General features: G+C 61.2%; 16 protein-coding genes. 13 read left to right on the top strand and 3 right to left on the bottom strand.

The window, feature by feature from the left end:
• Positions 1 to 60 precede the first annotated feature (60 nt).
• The 7 genes from GTP46_RS12715 to GTP46_RS12685 all read left to right on the top strand — a co-directional run bounded on the left by GTP46_RS12715 (position 61) and on the right by GTP46_RS12685 (position 6,119).
• A complete protein-coding gene (locus GTP46_RS12715) occupies positions 61 to 705 on the top strand; it encodes a TetR/AcrR family transcriptional regulator (RefSeq protein ID WP_161007009.1) in 645 nt (214 codons plus the stop codon).
• 169 nt (positions 706 to 874) lie between these two features.
• Complete coding sequence (locus GTP46_RS12710; RefSeq protein ID WP_161007008.1) at positions 875 to 1,528, top strand: protein-L-isoaspartate O-methyltransferase family protein; 654 nt, start codon at positions 875 to 877, stop codon at positions 1,526 to 1,528.
• A gap of 15 nt (positions 1,529 to 1,543) precedes the next feature.
• Positions 1,544 to 1,867 carry a rhodanese-like domain-containing protein gene (locus tag GTP46_RS12705; protein ID WP_161007007.1) on the top strand — a complete coding sequence of 108 codons (324 nt, stop codon included), beginning with the start codon at positions 1,544 to 1,546 and terminating at the stop codon, positions 1,865 to 1,867.
• Positions 1,868 to 1,952: 85 nt separating this feature from the next.
• A complete protein-coding gene (locus GTP46_RS12700; protein ID WP_161007006.1) occupies positions 1,953 to 3,275 on the top strand; it encodes a TolC family outer membrane protein in 1,323 nt (440 codons plus the stop codon).
• Positions 3,276 to 3,435: 160 nt separating this feature from the next.
• The gene (locus GTP46_RS12695) at positions 3,436 to 4,170 is read left to right on the top strand and encodes an SDR family oxidoreductase (RefSeq protein ID WP_161007005.1); all 735 of its coding nucleotides are present in this window, start codon (positions 3,436 to 3,438) and stop codon (positions 4,168 to 4,170) included.
• A 90-nt stretch (positions 4,171 to 4,260) separates the two neighbouring features.
• Complete coding sequence (locus GTP46_RS12690; protein WP_161007004.1) at positions 4,261 to 5,214, top strand: hypothetical protein; 954 nt, start codon at positions 4,261 to 4,263, stop codon at positions 5,212 to 5,214.
• Positions 5,211 to 6,119: a UbiA family prenyltransferase gene (locus tag GTP46_RS12685; protein ID WP_161007003.1), complete on the top strand. Its 909-nt coding sequence runs from the start codon at positions 5,211 to 5,213 to the stop codon at positions 6,117 to 6,119. The genes GTP46_RS12690 and GTP46_RS12685 overlap by 4 nt, the downstream gene beginning before the upstream one ends.
• A gap of 4 nt (positions 6,120 to 6,123) precedes the next feature.
• Here the strand turns inward: GTP46_RS12685 and gloA are convergent, their stop codons facing one another.
• From gloA to GTP46_RS12670, 3 genes are read right to left on the bottom strand one after another with little or no spacing between them, the layout of a single operon-like run.
• Positions 6,124 to 6,531, bottom strand: a complete 408-nt coding sequence (gloA, locus tag GTP46_RS12680; RefSeq protein ID WP_161007002.1) for a lactoylglutathione lyase — start codon at positions 6,529 to 6,531, stop codon at positions 6,124 to 6,126.
• Between the two features lie 40 nt (positions 6,532 to 6,571).
• Positions 6,572 to 7,888, bottom strand: a complete 1,317-nt coding sequence (locus tag GTP46_RS12675) for a PQQ-dependent sugar dehydrogenase (protein ID WP_161007001.1) — start codon at positions 7,886 to 7,888, stop codon at positions 6,572 to 6,574.
• Positions 7,889 to 7,904: 16 nt separating this feature from the next.
• Complete coding sequence (locus GTP46_RS12670) at positions 7,905 to 8,144, bottom strand: hypothetical protein (RefSeq protein WP_161007000.1); 240 nt, start codon at positions 8,142 to 8,144, stop codon at positions 7,905 to 7,907.
• Positions 8,145 to 8,276: 132 nt separating this feature from the next.
• On the opposite strand from GTP46_RS12670, the gene GTP46_RS12665 reads away from it, so the two are divergent.
• From GTP46_RS12665 to dnaK, 6 genes are all read left to right on the top strand, one after another.
• The gene (locus tag GTP46_RS12665; RefSeq protein WP_161006999.1) at positions 8,277 to 9,311 is read left to right on the top strand and encodes a DUF3667 domain-containing protein; all 1,035 of its coding nucleotides are present in this window, start codon (positions 8,277 to 8,279) and stop codon (positions 9,309 to 9,311) included.
• A 62-nt stretch (positions 9,312 to 9,373) separates the two neighbouring features.
• Complete coding sequence (locus tag GTP46_RS12660) at positions 9,374 to 10,282, top strand: NAD kinase (RefSeq protein ID WP_161006998.1); 909 nt, start codon at positions 9,374 to 9,376, stop codon at positions 10,280 to 10,282.
• 18 nt (positions 10,283 to 10,300) lie between these two features.
• A complete protein-coding gene (gene recN / locus GTP46_RS12655) occupies positions 10,301 to 11,953 on the top strand; it encodes a DNA repair protein RecN (RefSeq protein WP_161006997.1) in 1,653 nt (550 codons plus the stop codon).
• Between the two features lie 3 nt (positions 11,954 to 11,956).
• The gene (hemH, locus tag GTP46_RS12650; protein WP_161006996.1) at positions 11,957 to 13,066 is read left to right on the top strand and encodes a ferrochelatase; all 1,110 of its coding nucleotides are present in this window, start codon (positions 11,957 to 11,959) and stop codon (positions 13,064 to 13,066) included.
• 212 nt (positions 13,067 to 13,278) lie between these two features.
• Positions 13,279 to 13,830: a nucleotide exchange factor GrpE gene (grpE, locus tag GTP46_RS12645; protein ID WP_161006995.1), complete on the top strand. Its 552-nt coding sequence runs from the start codon at positions 13,279 to 13,281 to the stop codon at positions 13,828 to 13,830.
• 76 nt (positions 13,831 to 13,906) lie between these two features.
• Positions 13,907 to 15,841 carry a molecular chaperone DnaK gene (gene dnaK, locus GTP46_RS12640; RefSeq protein WP_161006994.1) on the top strand — a complete coding sequence of 645 codons (1,935 nt, stop codon included), beginning with the start codon at positions 13,907 to 13,909 and terminating at the stop codon, positions 15,839 to 15,841.
• Positions 15,842 to 15,968: the final 127 nt, after the last annotated feature.

Raw genomic sequence — 15,968 nt, 5'->3', positions numbered from 1 at the left:
ACGCTGTCCCGGCTTGCGTTTATATTAATGACTCACAAGTAAGTTACTGTCATTACACCCATGCAAGCCACTCAGGATACCAAGCCACGCTGGGAGCGGCGCAAAGATGCGCGGCCGCAGGAGTTGCTGGCGGCTGCGCTGGACCAGTTCGTTGAGCGTGGCTATGCCGCCACGCGTCTTGAGGACGTGGCCAAGCACGCCGGCGTGTCCAAGGGCACCTTGTACCTGTATTTCACCAACAAGGAAGAACTGTTCAAGGCGGTGATCCGCGAAACCATCGTGGCCACCATCGGCGAGGCCGAGCAGGATGCGGCGGTGTTCGACGGTCCCAGCAGCGAACTGCTGCGTGCCTTGCTGATGCGCTGGTGGGAGCGGATTTGCGTCACGCCGATCGCCGGCATCACCAAGCTGATGCTGGTCGAGGGCCATCATTTCCCCGAGCTGGTCAAGTTCCACAACGAAGAAGTGGTGGCGCGTGGCAGCGCCCTGATCACCGGCGTGCTCGAGCGCGGCATCGCCAGCGGCGAATTCCGCCCGGTCGATCCGGCCATCATGACCCAGGTGCTGATCGCCCCGGTGATGATGCTGATGATGTGGAACCGCTCCATCATGCCGGCCTGCGAGATGCCGCCGGTCGACCCGCACGCCTTCCTGGACACCTTTATCAGCACCACCCTGGTTGGCCTGGAAGCGCCCAAACCGTGAGTGCTACCCTGTACTTTTCCGTCCAGCTTGCCATTTTCGCAGGTTCACCCCCCTTAAACTGCAACCTGTCGCAATTTCCCGCGAACGGCCCGTCGAATCGTTAATATGTGCCTCCATGCCAGTTCAACGATAAAATGACGGATTATTTAATCCCGACATGAGTCATAAGATGAATATCGAACAAGCCCGCTTCAACATGATCGAACAGCAAATCCGTCCTTGGGACGTCCTGGACGCCGAGGTGCTGGAGTTGCTGCACGTTGTCAAACGTGAAAACTTCGTGCCGGCCGCGCACAAGGCGCTGGCCTTTGCCGACATCGAAATTCCGCTGCCTGGCGGCGAACTGATGCTGGCGCCGAAGATTGAAGCCCGGCTGCTGCAAGACCTGGGCCTGAAAAAGCACGAAGCCGTGCTGCTGATCGGCGCCGGTTCCGGCTACCTGGCGGCACTGCTGGGCCACAAGGCGCAGAAGGTGACGGCGGTAGAACTGTCGCCGGAACTGAAAGCACTGGCGGAAAAGAACCTGGCTGACAACGGCGTCACCAACGTGACCGTGGAGCAGGGCAATGGCGCGCAAGGCTGGACCAACGGCGCGCCGTTCGATGTGATCGTGGTGTCCGGTTCGCTGCCGGTGCTGCCGGAAGCGCTGTTGCAACAATTGAAAGTGGGCGGCCGCCTGGCAGTCATCATCGGCCAGGCGCCGGCGATGAAGGCACAGCTGATCACCCGCACCGGCGAAGCTGGCTACGACACCCGCACCCTGTTTGAAACCAACGTGAAAGCGCTGGCTTCGGCAGCAGCGCCGTCGCAGTTCAAGTTTTAAGCGGGAAGGTTAGCCATGCAGCAGATCACCGCGCTGGAACTGGCCGACTGGCTGGCAGACGACGCCCGTCCTAGCCCGATGTTGCTGGACGTGCGAGAAAACTGGGAATTCGAGACTTGCCGCATCGACGGCTCAGTCCAGATCCCGATGAATACCATCCCGGCGCGCATTGACGACCTCGATGAGGATGCAGCGATTGTCTGCATCTGCCATCACGGTGCGCGCAGTATGCAGGTGGCCGCCTTCCTGGAGCGTAATGGCTTCGGCAAGATGGTCAACCTGACCGGCGGCATCCACGCCTGGGCGCTGCAAGTCGATAGCACGATGGCCAAGTATTAACTGGCCGCCGCGCTGCCGGCCGGCGCGGCGCTAAGTAGTGTTTTTGATTTGTTCAACTTTTTTGATGACTCCAACGGAGATTGCAATGCAGAGACCCCTTATCGCCGTGCTGATCACCAGCGCCTTTTTGACGCTCAACGCACAGGCGGCCGACCTGCTCCAGGTGTACCAGCAAGCACTGGCCAATGACGCCACTTACGCCGGCGCCCGCTCATCGCTTGCCGCCGGCCAGGAACGCATCACCCAGGGGCGCTCCGTGTTGCTGCCGAATGTGTCGGCCAGCGGTTCCAATACCCGCAACTCCGGCGACCTGACCACCGCCGAAGCCTTTACCGGCAATATGGTCAAGGGCGATACCAATTACCACGCCAACAGCTACACCGTGTCGCTGTCGCAGCCGCTGATCAACTGGGGCGCGTGGGAAACCTACCAGCAAAGCAAGCTGGCCCAGGCCACTGCCGAAGCCACCTTCTCGCAAGCCCAGCAAGACCTGATCGTGCGCGTGGCGCAAGCGTATTTCGACGTGCTGACCGCGCAGGACAACCTGACCGCGACCCAGGCGCAGAAAGTGGCAACCACCGAACAGCTGGCCTCGGCCAAGCGCAATTTTGAAGTCGGCACCCAGACCATCACCGATACCCACGAGGCGCAAGCCGCGTACGACCTGGTGGTGGCGCAGGAATTTGCCGCCATCAACGATCTGGACAACAAGCGCACCGCGCTGCAAGTGATCATCGGCCAGAGCACCGCCGACCTGGCGCCGCTGCGCACCGGCGTGACGATCTCGCCGCCGTCGCCGGCCGCCGTGGAGCCTTGGATCAGCTCGGCTGAAACGCAGAACTACTCGGTGGTGGCCGCCGGCCTGAACGTGGAAATCGCCAAGCGTGAAATCTCGCGCAACCGCGCCAACCACCTGCCGACCGCCAATCTGATCGCCAGCAGCTCGCACTCCTACCAGTCGGGCGGCGGCAGTACCATCAACAACAATGCCATCGGCGTCAGCTGGAACATCCCGATCTTCAGCGGCTTTGCCGTGACCAGCAAGGTGCGCGAGACCATCGCCCTGGAAGACAAGGCCCGCAATGACCTGGAAGCGACCAAGCGCGCTGCCTCGCAGACCGCGCGCCAGGCCTTCCTCGGCATGACCAGCGGCCTGGCCCAGGTCAAGGCGCTGGAAGCGGCGGAAGTGTCGAGCAAGTCCTCGCTCGATTCGAACAAGCTGGGCTACCAGGTCGGCGTGCGTATCAACATCGACGTGCTGAATGCGCAAAAGCTGTTGTACTCGACCCAGAAAGACCTGTCGAAAGCCCGCTACGACACCATCATGAATGGCCTGCGCCTGAAATCGGCGGCCGGCTCGCTGAAGGAAGCGGACCTGGCGCCGATCAACGCGCTGCTGGTGCACTAAACCTACGATTTACCTTCGATCAATGCCGGCCTCGCGCCGGCATTTTTTTGTCCTAATTATTAGTGAAAACTGCATAGTCATAGCAAATTTCATGGATTTATTCATTCCTTGTGTAGGCGGATACTGAACACATCCCAAACACATCCGAAGGAGCAAGACCATGAAACAAGTAGCCATCATCACCGGCGCATCCCGTGGCATCGGCGCCGCCATCGCCCGGCGTCTGGCCAAGGACGGCTTTGCCGTGGTCGTCAACTACGCCGGGAACGTGGCCGAGGCTGACAAGGTCGTAGCCGCGATTGCCGCGCAAGGCGGCACTGCCATCGCCGTGCAGGCCGACGTTGCCAGTGCGGCCGAGGTGCGCAAGCTGTTCGAGCAGACCATCGCCCAACTCGGCCGCGTGGACGTGCTGGTCAACAATGCCGGCATCATGCCGCCGCAACTGCCACAGCTGGGCGCCACCGATGACGACACCTTTGACCGCCTGGTGGCCGTCAACCTCAAGGGCAGCTTCAATACCATGCGCGAGGCCACGGCCAAGCTGGAGCAGGGCGGCCGCATCATCAATTTCTCGTCGAGTTTGGTGGGGACGCTGCTGCCGGGTTATTCGGCCTACGTCGCCACCAAGGCCGGCGTGGAAGCCATGACCTCCATTCTGGCCAAGGAACTGCGTGGCAAGAATATCACCGTCAACGCGGTCGCGCCGGGACCGACCGCCACTGCTCTGTTCCTCGACGGGAAAACGCCGGAGCTGATCGACCGTCTCGCCAAGATGACGCCGCTGGAGCGCCTGGGCCAGCCGGAAGACATCGCCAGCGCCGTGTCCTTCCTCGCCGGTCCGGACGGTAGCTGGATCAACGGCCAGACCCTGCGTGCCAACGGCGGCATGGTGTAAGGAGCACACATCACGGTGCCGATGTGCGCGCATGGACTAAAAGTTAAGAAGGAGGTAGTATCCGGTCCGTTATCAAATCATTAAAGCCGCATGACTACCTCCGCAGCACTGACACGCAAACAACTTCTCATCCTCATCGGCGGCTTTGCCGCGCTGGCCTTGCTGGTCATGATCTGGCGCTGGGGCGGCACGGTGGAAGATTCGCTGGCATACTTCAATACCGCCCGTTACCTGCGCGGCGAAATCCCGGCGAGCGAGCTGCGCGCGCCTTTCCCATACCGCTTGCTGGCGCCTGCCTTGGCTGCTGCGATACCCGGTGACACCCGCCAAAGCTTCGCCCTGCTCAACTGGCTGTGCATCAGCGCCACCGCCGTGATGATGACGCTGGCCGCGCTGCGCGCAGGCATCGGCCGCAAAGGCGCAGTCATCGCCGGCCTGCTGCTGCTACTGTCGGTGCCCACCTTTTGGTACGCGCCCTACCTGCTGACCGACCCCGCCTCGCTCTGCGCCCGCGCTGCCTTCGTGCTGGCAGTGCTGTCTGGCCAGCCGTGGTTGGCCGCTGTGGCTGGCGTCGCCGGTGCTGCCGTGCGTGAAGAAAACATCCTGCTGCTGGTGTGGCTGCTGGCCATGCGCCGCATCGCCATCATGCCGGGGCTGGTGGCGCTGGCTGCCGCCGGCGCGTGGATGGTAGCGGTGCGCTGGTGGCTGATTCCCGGCCTGCCGAGCTATGTGTGGGCGCCGAGCATCTACACCGTCATCACCGCCTTGAAGGACGTGCGCTCGCTGGCCTCGCTGGTGACGGCGGCCGGGCTGGTGCTGCCGCTGGCGCTGCTGGGCATGCGCGGTTCTGCATCCAGCGCCCCGGCGCTGCAGCCGCTGAAATCGCTGCTGTTGTTGATGGTGCTGCCGCCGCTGTACGCCGCGCTGTGCGTGCGCATCGACGGCCGCGCCATCTGGGGCCTGTACCCAATGCTGGCGCCATTCGCCGCCTTGTGGCTGGCAGCACGGCTGGAGCAGTGGACGCCGGCGAAAGTGCCGGCATGACCAGCGCTGAATTCGAACTGCGCCAGCAGCCGTCCACCGCGCGCGCTTTGTGGCAGGGCCTGCGTCCGCGCCATTGGCTGAAGAATCTGCTGGTGTTCGTGCCGATGCTGGCCGGCCACGCCATCAACGGCGCCACCGCGTTGCAATCGCTGGTGGCGTTTGCGGCGTTCTGCCTGTGCGCTTCCAGCGCCTACCTGCTCAACGATGCGATGGATGCGGAAGACGACCGCCATCACCCCACCAAGCGCCATCGTCCGATTGCCAGCGGCGCCTTGTCGGCCACGCTGGCGCGCGGTGTCAGTGTGCTGCTGGCGCTGGCCGCTTTGGCCTTGTGCGCTTGCTACGGCCGGCTGCTGCTGGCTGCGGTAGCGGTGTACTTCGTCTCCACCGTCGCTTACTCGATGTACCTGAAGCGCTTGCTGATGGTCGATACCGTCACGCTGGCGCTGCTGCACACCATGCGCGTGCTGGGCGGCTGCGCGGCCACGGGCATTGAACCGTCGTTCTGGTTGCTGGCGTTTTCCTTCTTCCTGTTCCTGTCGCTGGCGCTGCTCAAGCGGCACAGCGAGTTGTTCAACCTGGAACGCGTGGGCAAGGAGAAAACCTCCGGACGCGGCTACGCCACCGCCGACCGCGCGCCGATCGGCATGCTGGGCATGAACAGCGCCTTCGTCTCGGTGGTGATTTTTATGCTGTACTTTAATTCGGAGAACGTGCTCAAGTTGTACCGCCATCCGTCGTGGCTGTTCGGTATTGTGCCGCTGGCCATGCTGTGGCTGGGGCGCTTGTGGGTGTTGTCGTTCCGGGGCGAGGTCAATGAGGATCCGCTGCTGTATGTCAGCCGGGATCCTGTCAGCCTGATGGTGATTGCGGCCTGCGCCGCGCTGGGCGCAGCCGCAGTGTGACGACTTACAGGCCGGCGCCCTGGCCATCGAAGCTGCGTTCGATCAGTTCGATTTTGTAGCCGTCCGGATCGGTAACGAAGGCGATCACGGTGGTGCCGCCCTTGACCGGACCCGGCTCGCGCGTGACATTGCCGCCATTGGCTTTCACTGCGGCGGCGGTGCTGTAGATGTCTTCCGCCGAAATCGCGATGTGGCCGTAGGCCGTGCCCATGTCGTAGCTGGTGGTGCCGTAGTTATAGGTCAGTTCCAGCTCGGCGTGGTCAGGGTTCGAGCCAAAGCCGAGGAAGGCCAGCGTGTACTGGTACTCCGGGTTGTCGCTGGTGCGCAGCAGTTTCATGCCGAGTACCTTGGTGTAGAAATCGATGGAGCGTTGCAGGTCGCCGACTCGCAGCATGGTGTGCAGGATGCGCATGGTAAATCCTTGTTGGTGATGAAGCGAAACAAGGATTTTATCAGCGCCCAGCCGATTGCGTCGGCGACGGCGCCACCCGCCAGATAACATTGGCCACATCGTCTGCTACCAGTAGCGCACCTTGCCGGTCCACCGTCACGCCGACCGGACGTCCTTGCGCCTTGCCTTCGCTGCTGAGGAAGCCGGACAGGAAATCCTGCGGCGGCCCGGACGGCTTGCCACCGCTGAATGGGATAAACACCACCTTGTAGCCGCTGTGCGGCTTGCGGTTCCACGAACCATGCTGGCCAATGAATACGCCGCCGCGATACTGCTGCGGGAACAGCGCCGATTCATAGAAGGTCAATCCCAGCGAAGCAGTATGCCCGCCCAGTGCATAGTCGGGCACGATGGCCTTGGCCACCAGCTCCGGCTTTTGCGGCGACACGCGGGTATCGACATGCTGGCCGTAGTAGCTGTATGGCCAGCCGTAGAAACCGCCTTCCTTCACCGAGGTCATATAGTCCGGCACCAGGTCGTTGCCCAGCTCATCGCGTTCGTTGACGGTGGTCCACAGGGCGTGCGTCTGCGGTTCCCAGCCCATGCCGTTGGCGTTGCGCAGGCCGGTCGCGAACAGGCGCGATTTATTGGTGGCCAGTTCCAGTTGCCAGATCGCGGCGCGGCCGGTTTCCGCTGCGATGCCGTTTTCGCCGACGTTGCTGTTGGAGCCGACCGTCACGTACAAGTATTTGCCGTCCGGGCTGGCGATGATGTTCTTGGTCCAGTGGTGGTTGATGGTGCCGGCGGGCAGGTCCATCACCTTCACGCCGGGTGTGCTGATGCTGGTGGCGCCTTCCTGGTAGGGGAAGCGCAGCACGGCGTCGGTATCGGCCACGTACAAGTCTTTGCCGACCAATGCCATGCCGAATGGCGAGTGCAAGCCAGTGAGGTAGGTGCTGCGGCTCTGCACCTCGCCTTTGCCATCCAGACCGCGCAGTAGCGTGATGCGGTTGGCCGATTCGGTGGCGGCACCGGCTTTTTTCATTTGCTGCTTCATGACCATGCCCTTGATGCCCTTGCTATCGTCCGGCTTGGGCGGGGCATTAGTTTCGGCCACCAGCACGTCGCCATTCGGCAGCGTGTACAGCCAGCGCGGATGATCGAGTCCGTGCGCATAGGCGGTCACGCTGAAGCCGGGCGGTGCAAGCGGGCGCTGTTGCGCTGAAAACGGTTCGGCCGGCGCCACGTTGAGGGTCGGGATCAGCTTGTGCTCAGGCTCGGGCAGCTGCGGGCTGGGCCCGAAACCGGGCGGGAAGGACTGGGCGTGCGTCAACAGCGGCGCGCAGGCGGCGAGCAACAGCGAAATGGCATAGCGCATATGGCTGTTCCCTCGCTCAGTCGCTCTTGACGTTGGGCTGCGGTTGCGCCTTGGCGTCGCTGCGCGGCTTTTCCACGCCGCGCTGGTTGTGCAGGTCGGTATCGACCATGCCGCTATCCACGTCGGCAGCGGCCTGGCGCATGATGCTGCGCGGCTTGGCGCCCTGGTCGTCAGGCGCTTCATCGCGCTCGTGCGGCATGCGTTTGACGCCGTCGTCTTTTACCTTGGCGTCCGTATTGACGTGCTGGTCTTTCATGGCGGTCTCCGTCGCAATGGGTTCAAGCCATCTTAGCAAGTTGGTTTTACGTCAGTCGCCAGATTGAATTCTGACAACAGCAGGAAAAGTCGTTTATCATTTAGACCACATTTCTTCATCAGGATATTTTGCATGAGCTCTGCCGCCAAGCTGGATAACTGCGCCAACTGCGAAACGCCGCTGACCGGCCATTTCTGCGCCAATTGCGGGCAGGAGGCGGTGCTGCACCACGCCAGTACGCGCGAGTTCCTGCATGAGTTCATCGGCCATTACGTGGCGCTGGAGGGCAAGCTGTGGGGCTCGCTGAAGCGGCTGATCCTGATGCCGGGCGAACTGACCAACGAATACATCCGCGGCCGCCGCGTGCGCTATGTGCAGCCGCTGCGCATGTACCTGACCTTCAGCGTGCTGTTTTTCGCGCTGCTAAAATTCACCAGCGACGGCGAGACGCACGGCGATAAGAAAACCGTCGGCCAGGCGATTGCCACCCAGGCCGTGTCGGCGGCGGGCAAGCCGCACGACGCCGACAGCGAGGCAAGCAAATCCGCCGCGCGCGACGCGCTGGCTGATGCGATGAGCGAGATGGCGGCCGAAGACGCCAAGTCCGACATCCGCGCCGCCAAGGCCGAGCAAAACGATAGCGGCGACAAAGCTGACAAAGACGCCAAGGATGGCAACGACGCGGACCTCAACATCAGCGAGGAATACATCGACGGCAAATTGAGCAGCCTGCCGCTGCTGCGCCGCCAGTGGCACGCGCTGAACCAGCTGCCGCCGGAGGAGCAGGTCAAGGTCTTCAAGAACGGCATGAACCACTATGCGCCGTACGCGATCTTCTGCCTGATGCCGGTGTTTGCCTTGCTGCTCAAGGTGCTGTATCTGGGCTCCGGCCGCCGTTTCGGCGAGCATATGCTGTTCGCGTTGCACACCAATGCGTTTGCCTTCCTGATGTTCAGTGCTGTCCTGCTGTCGCCATTCAGCCTGCTGCAGTTCCTGCTGTGGTGCTGGCTGATCGGCTACCTGCCATGGGCCATGCGGCGCGTCTACCACAGCAGCCGCTTTGGCACTTTCGTGCGCTGGTCGGTGCTGATGCTGTTCTACATACTGGCGCTGGCGTTTGCGGTGATGATTTCGGCTGGCATGGGCATCCTGACGGTCGGCCATTAAACTTGCACATGGCACTGTTTAAATGTACAGTGACGACGCCCTAGCCGAAAGCCGAGACTTTTATGACCCTCACGTCCACTGTTTTTAAAACCATCGCCCTGGTCGTGCGCCCGAATACCGACGGCATTGCTGAATCGGTGGGCAGCGTGGTGGAGTTCCTGGAAAACGGCGGCTACGAGGTGGTGTTTGAAGAGCAGACCGCATCCCACCTCGGCCTGCAGCTGGACGACCGCCGCGTGATGAACGCGGCCGGCATCGGCGCCGAGTGCGACGCCGCCGTCGTCATGGGCGGCGATGGCACCATGCTGGGCATCGCGCGCCAGCTATCGCCGTTCAATGTGCCGCTGATCGGTATCAACCAGGGCCGCCTCGGCTTCATGACGGACATTCCCCTAGACGGCATGCACGATGCGTTGGCGCGCATCCTGAGCGGCAGCTACAAGGCCGAACGCCGCACTTTGCTGGAAGGCCGCGTGATGCGCGGCGCGGACGTGATCCACGTCGGCATGGCGGTCAACGACGTGGTGGTCTCGCGTGGCACCGGTGCCGGCATGGCCGAGCTGCGCGTCGATGTGGACGGGCAGTTCATGTACAACCAGCGCTCCGACGGCCTGATTATCTCGACGCCGACCGGCTCCACTGCTTACGCCTTGTCGGCCGGCGGCCCGCTGCTGCACCCGGCGCTGGGCGGCATCGTGCTGGTGCCGATTGCGCCGCATGCGCTGTCGAACCGTCCTATCGTGCTGCCGGAGTCCAGCGAGATCGTGATTGAGATCGTGCGTGGCCGCGACATCAGCGTCAACTTTGATATGCAAACCTTCGCCAGCCTGCAATCGCAGGACCGGATTGTGATCCAGCGTTCGCCGCATGCGATCACCTTCCTGCATCCGGATGGCTGGAGCTACTATCACACCTTGCGTGAAAAACTGCACTGGAATGAGTACCCTTCCGGTGAAGGCAAACTCGTTTAACTACTTCTACAAGTCTCCATGCTGCGTACCCTGTCCATTCGTGATTTCGTTATCGTCGATACGATAGAACTGGAATTCTCCGCCGGCTTTACGGTGTTCACCGGCGAAACCGGGGCTGGTAAATCGATCCTGATCGATGCGCTGACGCTGGCGCTGGGCGGACGCGGTGATGCCAGCGTGGTGCGCGAAGGCGCGGCCAAGGCCGACATCACGGCGGATTTTGCGGCGAGTGCGCAAGCCGGCGAGTGGCTGGCGGCGAATGAATTTGCGGTGGAGGAGGGCGGCGCGCTGCTGCGCCGCGTGATCGACAACGCGGGCCGCAGCAAGGCTTATATCAACGGTGTAGCGGCAACGGCGGCGCAGTTGCGCGAATTGGGCGACCTGCTGGTTGATATCCATGGCCAGCACGCGCACCAGTCGCTGATGAAGACCGAGGCGCAGCGCGACCTGCTGGATGGCCAGGCCGGTGCAGGCGGCGAGGCGCGTTCCGTGGCCGCTGCCTACAAGGCATGGCGTGCGCTGTCACGCCAACTGGAAGAATTCGAGGCCAATGCGGCCAACGTGCTGTATGAGCGCGAGCGTTTGGAATGGCAAGTCAACGAGCTGGAAAAGCTGGCGGTCAAGCCGGGCGAGTGGCTGGAGGTCAGCAATGAGCAGAGCCGCCTGTCGCACGCGGCCAGTTTGATGGAGGGCGCGCAGGATGCGCTGGCCGTCATCTCGGAAGCCGAGGACCATCCGATTTTGTCGCAGCTGTCGTCGCTGAACCAGAAGCTGGGCAAGCTGGCCGATATCGATAGCGGCTTGCAGCCGATTGTGGATTTGATCGAACCGGCACGCATCCAGCTGCAGGAAGCGGTGTATGCGCTGAACGATTATCTGGATCGCGTGGATCTGGACCCGGCGCGTTTGCGCACGGTGGAAGCGCGCATGGATGCGATCCATTCGGCAGCGCGCAAGTTCCGCGTGCTGGAAGACGAGCTGCCAGAAGAGCACAGCAAGCTGGCTACGCGTTTGTCGCAACTGGCCGATGCCACCGATCTGGAAGGCTTGCGCAAGCAGGAAGAAAAGCTGAAGGCTACCTACACGGCGGAAGCGCAGAAGCTGTCGGCCACGCGCACGCGCGCCGCGCAGTTGCTGGGCGACGCCGTCACTAAAGCGATGCAGGAATTGAACATGACTGGCGGCCGCTTCGAAGTCGCGCTGAACGCATGCGAGCCGGCGGCGTATGGACTGGAGCAGGTGGAGTTTCTGGTGGCTGGTCACGCCGGCGTGGCGGCGCGGTCGCTGGCGAAAGTGGCATCGGGCGGTGAGCTGGCGCGTATCTCGCTGGCGATTTCCGTGATCACCTCCAACGCGACCACCGTGCCAACCTTGATCTTCGATGAAGTGGATAGCGGCATTGGCGGCGGCGTGGCGGAAGTAGTAGGACGCTTGCTGCGCCGCTTGGGCCAGGAGCGCCAGGTACTGTGCGTAACGCACTTGCCGCAAGTGGCCAGCCAGGCGGGCCAGCATTTCCAGGTCGCCAAGGGCACGCTGGACAACGGCAAAACCGCCTCGCGCATCGACGTGCTGGATTCCAAATCGCGCGTCGAAGAAATCGCCCGCATGCTGGGCGGCCTCGAAATCACCGCCACCACCCGCAAACACGCCCGCGAACTTCTCGCTTCCTGATCTATGACCTTTCAAAAAGAACCTCATCACAAGCACGGCGCAGTTGGCCGTAGCGCCATCGTTCTGGTGAATCTGGGCACGCCCGACGCGCCGACCCGTTCTGCGGTACGCCGCTACCTGAAAGAATTCCTGTCCGATCCGCGCGTGGTTGAGATTCCGCGTGCGGTCTGGTGGTTTATTCTTAACCTGATCATCCTGCCGTTCCGCTCCGGCCAATCGGCTAAAAAGTACGAATCGATCTGGACTCGCGAAGGTTCGCCGCTGCGCACGCACACTGCTGCGCAAGCGCTGTATCTACGCGGCGCGCTTGGCGAACGCGGCCATCAGGATTTGAGTGTTGAGATGGCGATGCGCTACGGTTCTCCATCGCTGCCGGAAGTGTTGAGCAAACTGAAGGCGGATGGCGCCGAGCGCATCCTGGTGCTGCCGGCCTACCCGCAATACTCGGGCACCACCACCGGTTCTATCTATGACGCTGTATTCCAGCACTACGGCACCGTGCGCAACATTCCCGAGCTGCGCTTCATCCGCAATTACCACGACCACGACGGCTATATCCGCGCCCTCCAGCAATCTGTGCTCAACCACTGGGAGCAGCACGGCAAGCCGGAAAAGCTGGTGATGAGCTTCCACGGCGTACCCAAGCGCACATTAATGCTGGGCGATCCCTACCACTGCGAATGCCTGAAAACCGCGCGCCTGCTGGCCGCCGCCCTCAAGCTGACGCCGGACCAGTACGTGGTCACCTTCCAGTCGCGCTTCGGCAAGGCCGAGTGGCTGCAACCGTACACTGCGCCTACTGTGGCCCAGCTGGCGCGCGACGGCGTCAAGCGCGTTGACGTGATCTGCCCCGGCTTCATCAGCGATTGCCTGGAAACGCTGGAAGAGATCAGTATGGAGGTTCGCCATGATTTCGAAACCAACGGTGGCAAAGAATTCCACTACATTCCCTGCCTGAACGAATCCCCGGCCTGGATTGCCGCGCTGGCCGAAATCGCCGAGCAGCACATCATCGGTTGGCCGACTCAGCTGGCGCCATCCCAGCGCGAGGCGATGAAAAAAGAGGCAGAATCCGGCCGCGTCGCCGCCTTGCAACTCGGCGCCTCAGACTGAAAAGCAACATTCCCGCCACAATCACACCGTCACCCCATAATCAGCACTTGCGGGTGACGAGTGCCAGCCTGTTAAAATAGCCGCCTGATACAAGCTCGTGTTGTCGAAATGGCAGGCAAAATAAACCCTTGAAATCGTAGGTTATTGCCCCATTTGCTGCCACAGCGGTAACAAAAGTAATGTCAAACAAATACGATTGTAGGAGTCTTTAGATGCAAGATCAGGAAAACCAAGCCGTACCACCTAATCCAGAGGCGGCCGAAGCCGCTGCGTCGGCCCAACCATCGACCCCGGAAGCAGGCTTGCCATCGCTGGAACAGCAGCTGGCCGGTACCGAAGCCAAGCTGGCTGACATGCACGACGCCTTCATGCGCGCCAAAGCCGACGGTGAAAACATCCGTCGCCGCGCCCAGGAAGACGTGTCCAAGGCCCACAAGTTTGCGGTAGAAAGCTTTGCCGAAGCGCTGGTGCCCGTGAAAGACAGCCTGGAAATGGCTCTGAAAGTCGAAGCGCCGACGCTGGAATCGCTGAAGGAAGGCGTTGAAATGACGCTGAAGCAGCTGTCCGCAGCCTTCGAACGCAATCGCCTGATTGCCATTGAACCGGCGCAAGGCGAAAAACTGGACCCGAACAAGCACCAGGCTGTTGCCGTGGTGCCTGCCGACCAGGAAGCCAACACCGTTGTTGCTGTGCTGCAAAAGGGTTATATGATTGCCGACCGCCTGCTGCGTCCGGCCATCGTCACCGCAGCGCAAGCCAAGTAACTATAAGCTCTTGAAATAAGACAGCTTTTCCACATATTAGTACCATCTGAACTTTAGCAAATAAGGAAGAAAAATCATGGGTCGTATTATCGGTATCGATTTGGGAACCACCAACTCGTGCGTTTCCGTTATGGAAAACGGTCAGCCTAAGGTAATCGAGAACGCTGAAGGCGCACGTACGACGCCATCTATCATTGCTTATCAAGAAGATGGTGAAATTCTGGTTGGCGCGCCGGCAAAACGCCAGGCCGTCACCAATCCAAAGAACACCCTGTTCGCGGTCAAACGCCTGATCGGTCGTAAATTCGACGAGAAGGAAGTGCAGAAGGACATCGGCCTGATGCCTTACTCGATCACCAAAGCCGACAACGGCGATGCATGGATCGGCGTACGCGACAAAAAACTGGCTCCTCCGCAAATCTCGGCGGAAGTGCTGCGCAAGATGAAGAAAACCGCAGAAGACTACCTGGGTGAAGAAGTCACCGAGGCCGTCATCACCGTTCCTGCGTACTTCAACGACTCGCAGCGCCAGGCAACCAAAGACGCCGGCCGTATCGCTGGCCTGGAAGTCAAACGTATCATCAACGAACCAACCGCAGCGGCTCTGGCGTTCGGCTTGGACAAGACTGAAAAAGGCGACCGTAAAATCGCCGTGTACGACTTGGGCGGCGGTACCTTCGACGTATCGATCATTGAAATCGCTGACGTCGACGGCGAGAAGCAGTTCGAAGTGCTGTCGACCAACGGCGACACCTTCCTCGGCGGTGAAGACTTCGACCAGCGCATCATCGATTACATCATCGAAGAGTTCAAGAAGATCAACGGTCTGGATCTGAAAAAAGATCCAATCGCTCTGCAGCGTATCAAGGCTTCGGCTGAGCGCGCGAAGATCGAACTGTCGTCGTCGCAGCAGACCGAAATCAACGAGCCGTACATCGCCATGGCGAACGGCGCGCCGGTCCACTTGACCCTGAAAATGACCCGCGCCAAGCTGGAATCGCTGGTGGAAGAGCTGATCATCGCCACCATCGAGCCATGCAAAACCGCGATCAAAGACGCAGGCGTTAAAGTCACCGACATCGACGACATCATTCTGGTCGGCGGTATGACCCGTATGCCTAAGGTGCAGGAAAAGGTCAAAGAGTTCTTCGGCAAGGATCCACGTAAAGACGTGAACCCGGATGAAGCTGTGGCCGTCGGCGCTGCGATCCAAGGTTCGGTTCTGTCGGGCGAGCGTAAAGATTTGCTGCTGCTGGACGTGACCCCGCTGTCGCTGGGTATCGAAACCCTGGGCGGCGTGATGACCAAGATGATTCACAAGAACACCACGATTCCTACCAAGTTCTCGCAAGTGTTCTCGACCGCTGACGACAACCAGCCAGCCGTGACCATCAAGGTCTACCAAGGCGAGCGCGAAATCGCGGTTGGCAACAAAGGCCTGGGCGAGTTCAATCTGGAAGGCATCCCGCCAGCGGCACGCGGCACCCCACAGATCGAAGTGACCTTCGACATCGACGCCAACGGCATTCTGCACGTCGGCGCCAAAGACAAGGCCACCGGCAAAGAGAACAAGATCACGATCAAGGCTAACTCGGGCCTGACCGAAGCGGAAATCCAGAAGATGGTGAAAGACGCTGAAGTCAACGCTGAAGAAGACAAGAAAGTGAAAGAACTGGCTGAGTCGCGCAACCAGGCCGACGCACTGGTGCACTCGACCCGCAAATCGCTGACCGAATACGGCGACAAGCTGGAAGCCGGCGAGAAAGAGAAGATCGAAGCGGCGATCACCGACCTGGAAGCCTCGATCAAATCGGGCGACAAGGCCGAGATCGACGCCAAGGTGGCAGCACTGTCGACCGCTTCGCAGAAGCTGGGCGAGAAGATGTACGCCGACATGCAAGCGCAGCAAGCTGCCGGCGGTGCTGAAGGTGCAGCCCCAGGTGCTGAGCAAGCCAAGCCACAAGACGACGTGGTCGACGCTGACTTCAAAGAAGTTAAAGACAGCAAGTAAGATCCGTCATCCCCGCGCAGGCGGGGATCCATGCTGAGTCGGATATGGACAGTCAGCATGGGCTCCCGCCTACGCGGGAGCGACGACGCCGAGTCGCGTGGCCATGCCGCCGGCTCGGCTTTTTCGC

It is taken from the genome of Duganella flavida (assembly GCF_009857445.1).
GTDB lineage: Bacteria > Pseudomonadota > Gammaproteobacteria > Burkholderiales > Burkholderiaceae_D > Rugamonas > Rugamonas flavida.
Note: the sequence above shows the minus strand (reverse complement) of the source record. Positions and strands in the feature narration are given on the sequence as shown.

Excerpts from the sequence above, each read along its gene's own strand:
- GTP46_RS12715 (WP_161007009.1), top strand. The coding sequence starts at position 61 with ATGCAAGCCACTCAGGATACCAAGCCACGCTGGGAGCGGCGCAAAGAT.
- GTP46_RS12710 (WP_161007008.1), top strand. The coding sequence starts at position 875 with ATGAATATCGAACAAGCCCGCTTCAACATGATCGAACAGCAAATCCGT.
- GTP46_RS12705 (WP_161007007.1), top strand. The coding sequence starts at position 1,544 with ATGCAGCAGATCACCGCGCTGGAACTGGCCGACTGGCTGGCAGACGAC.
- GTP46_RS12700 (WP_161007006.1), top strand. The coding sequence starts at position 1,953 with ATGCAGAGACCCCTTATCGCCGTGCTGATCACCAGCGCCTTTTTGACG.
- GTP46_RS12695 (WP_161007005.1), top strand. The coding sequence starts at position 3,436 with ATGAAACAAGTAGCCATCATCACCGGCGCATCCCGTGGCATCGGCGCC.
- GTP46_RS12690 (WP_161007004.1), top strand. The coding sequence starts at position 4,261 with ATGACTACCTCCGCAGCACTGACACGCAAACAACTTCTCATCCTCATC.
- GTP46_RS12685 (WP_161007003.1), top strand. The coding sequence starts at position 5,211 with ATGACCAGCGCTGAATTCGAACTGCGCCAGCAGCCGTCCACCGCGCGC.
- gloA (WP_161007002.1), bottom strand. The coding sequence starts at position 6,531 with ATGCGCATCCTGCACACCATGCTGCGAGTCGGCGACCTGCAACGCTCC.
- GTP46_RS12675 (WP_161007001.1), bottom strand. The coding sequence starts at position 7,888 with ATGCGCTATGCCATTTCGCTGTTGCTCGCCGCCTGCGCGCCGCTGTTG.
- GTP46_RS12670 (WP_161007000.1), bottom strand. The coding sequence starts at position 8,144 with ATGAAAGACCAGCACGTCAATACGGACGCCAAGGTAAAAGACGACGGC.
- GTP46_RS12665 (WP_161006999.1), top strand. The coding sequence starts at position 8,277 with ATGAGCTCTGCCGCCAAGCTGGATAACTGCGCCAACTGCGAAACGCCG.
- GTP46_RS12660 (WP_161006998.1), top strand. The coding sequence starts at position 9,374 with ATGACCCTCACGTCCACTGTTTTTAAAACCATCGCCCTGGTCGTGCGC.
- recN (WP_161006997.1), top strand. The coding sequence starts at position 10,301 with ATGCTGCGTACCCTGTCCATTCGTGATTTCGTTATCGTCGATACGATA.
- hemH (WP_161006996.1), top strand. The coding sequence starts at position 11,957 with ATGACCTTTCAAAAAGAACCTCATCACAAGCACGGCGCAGTTGGCCGT.
- grpE (WP_161006995.1), top strand. The coding sequence starts at position 13,279 with ATGCAAGATCAGGAAAACCAAGCCGTACCACCTAATCCAGAGGCGGCC.
- dnaK (WP_161006994.1), top strand. The coding sequence starts at position 13,907 with ATGGGTCGTATTATCGGTATCGATTTGGGAACCACCAACTCGTGCGTT.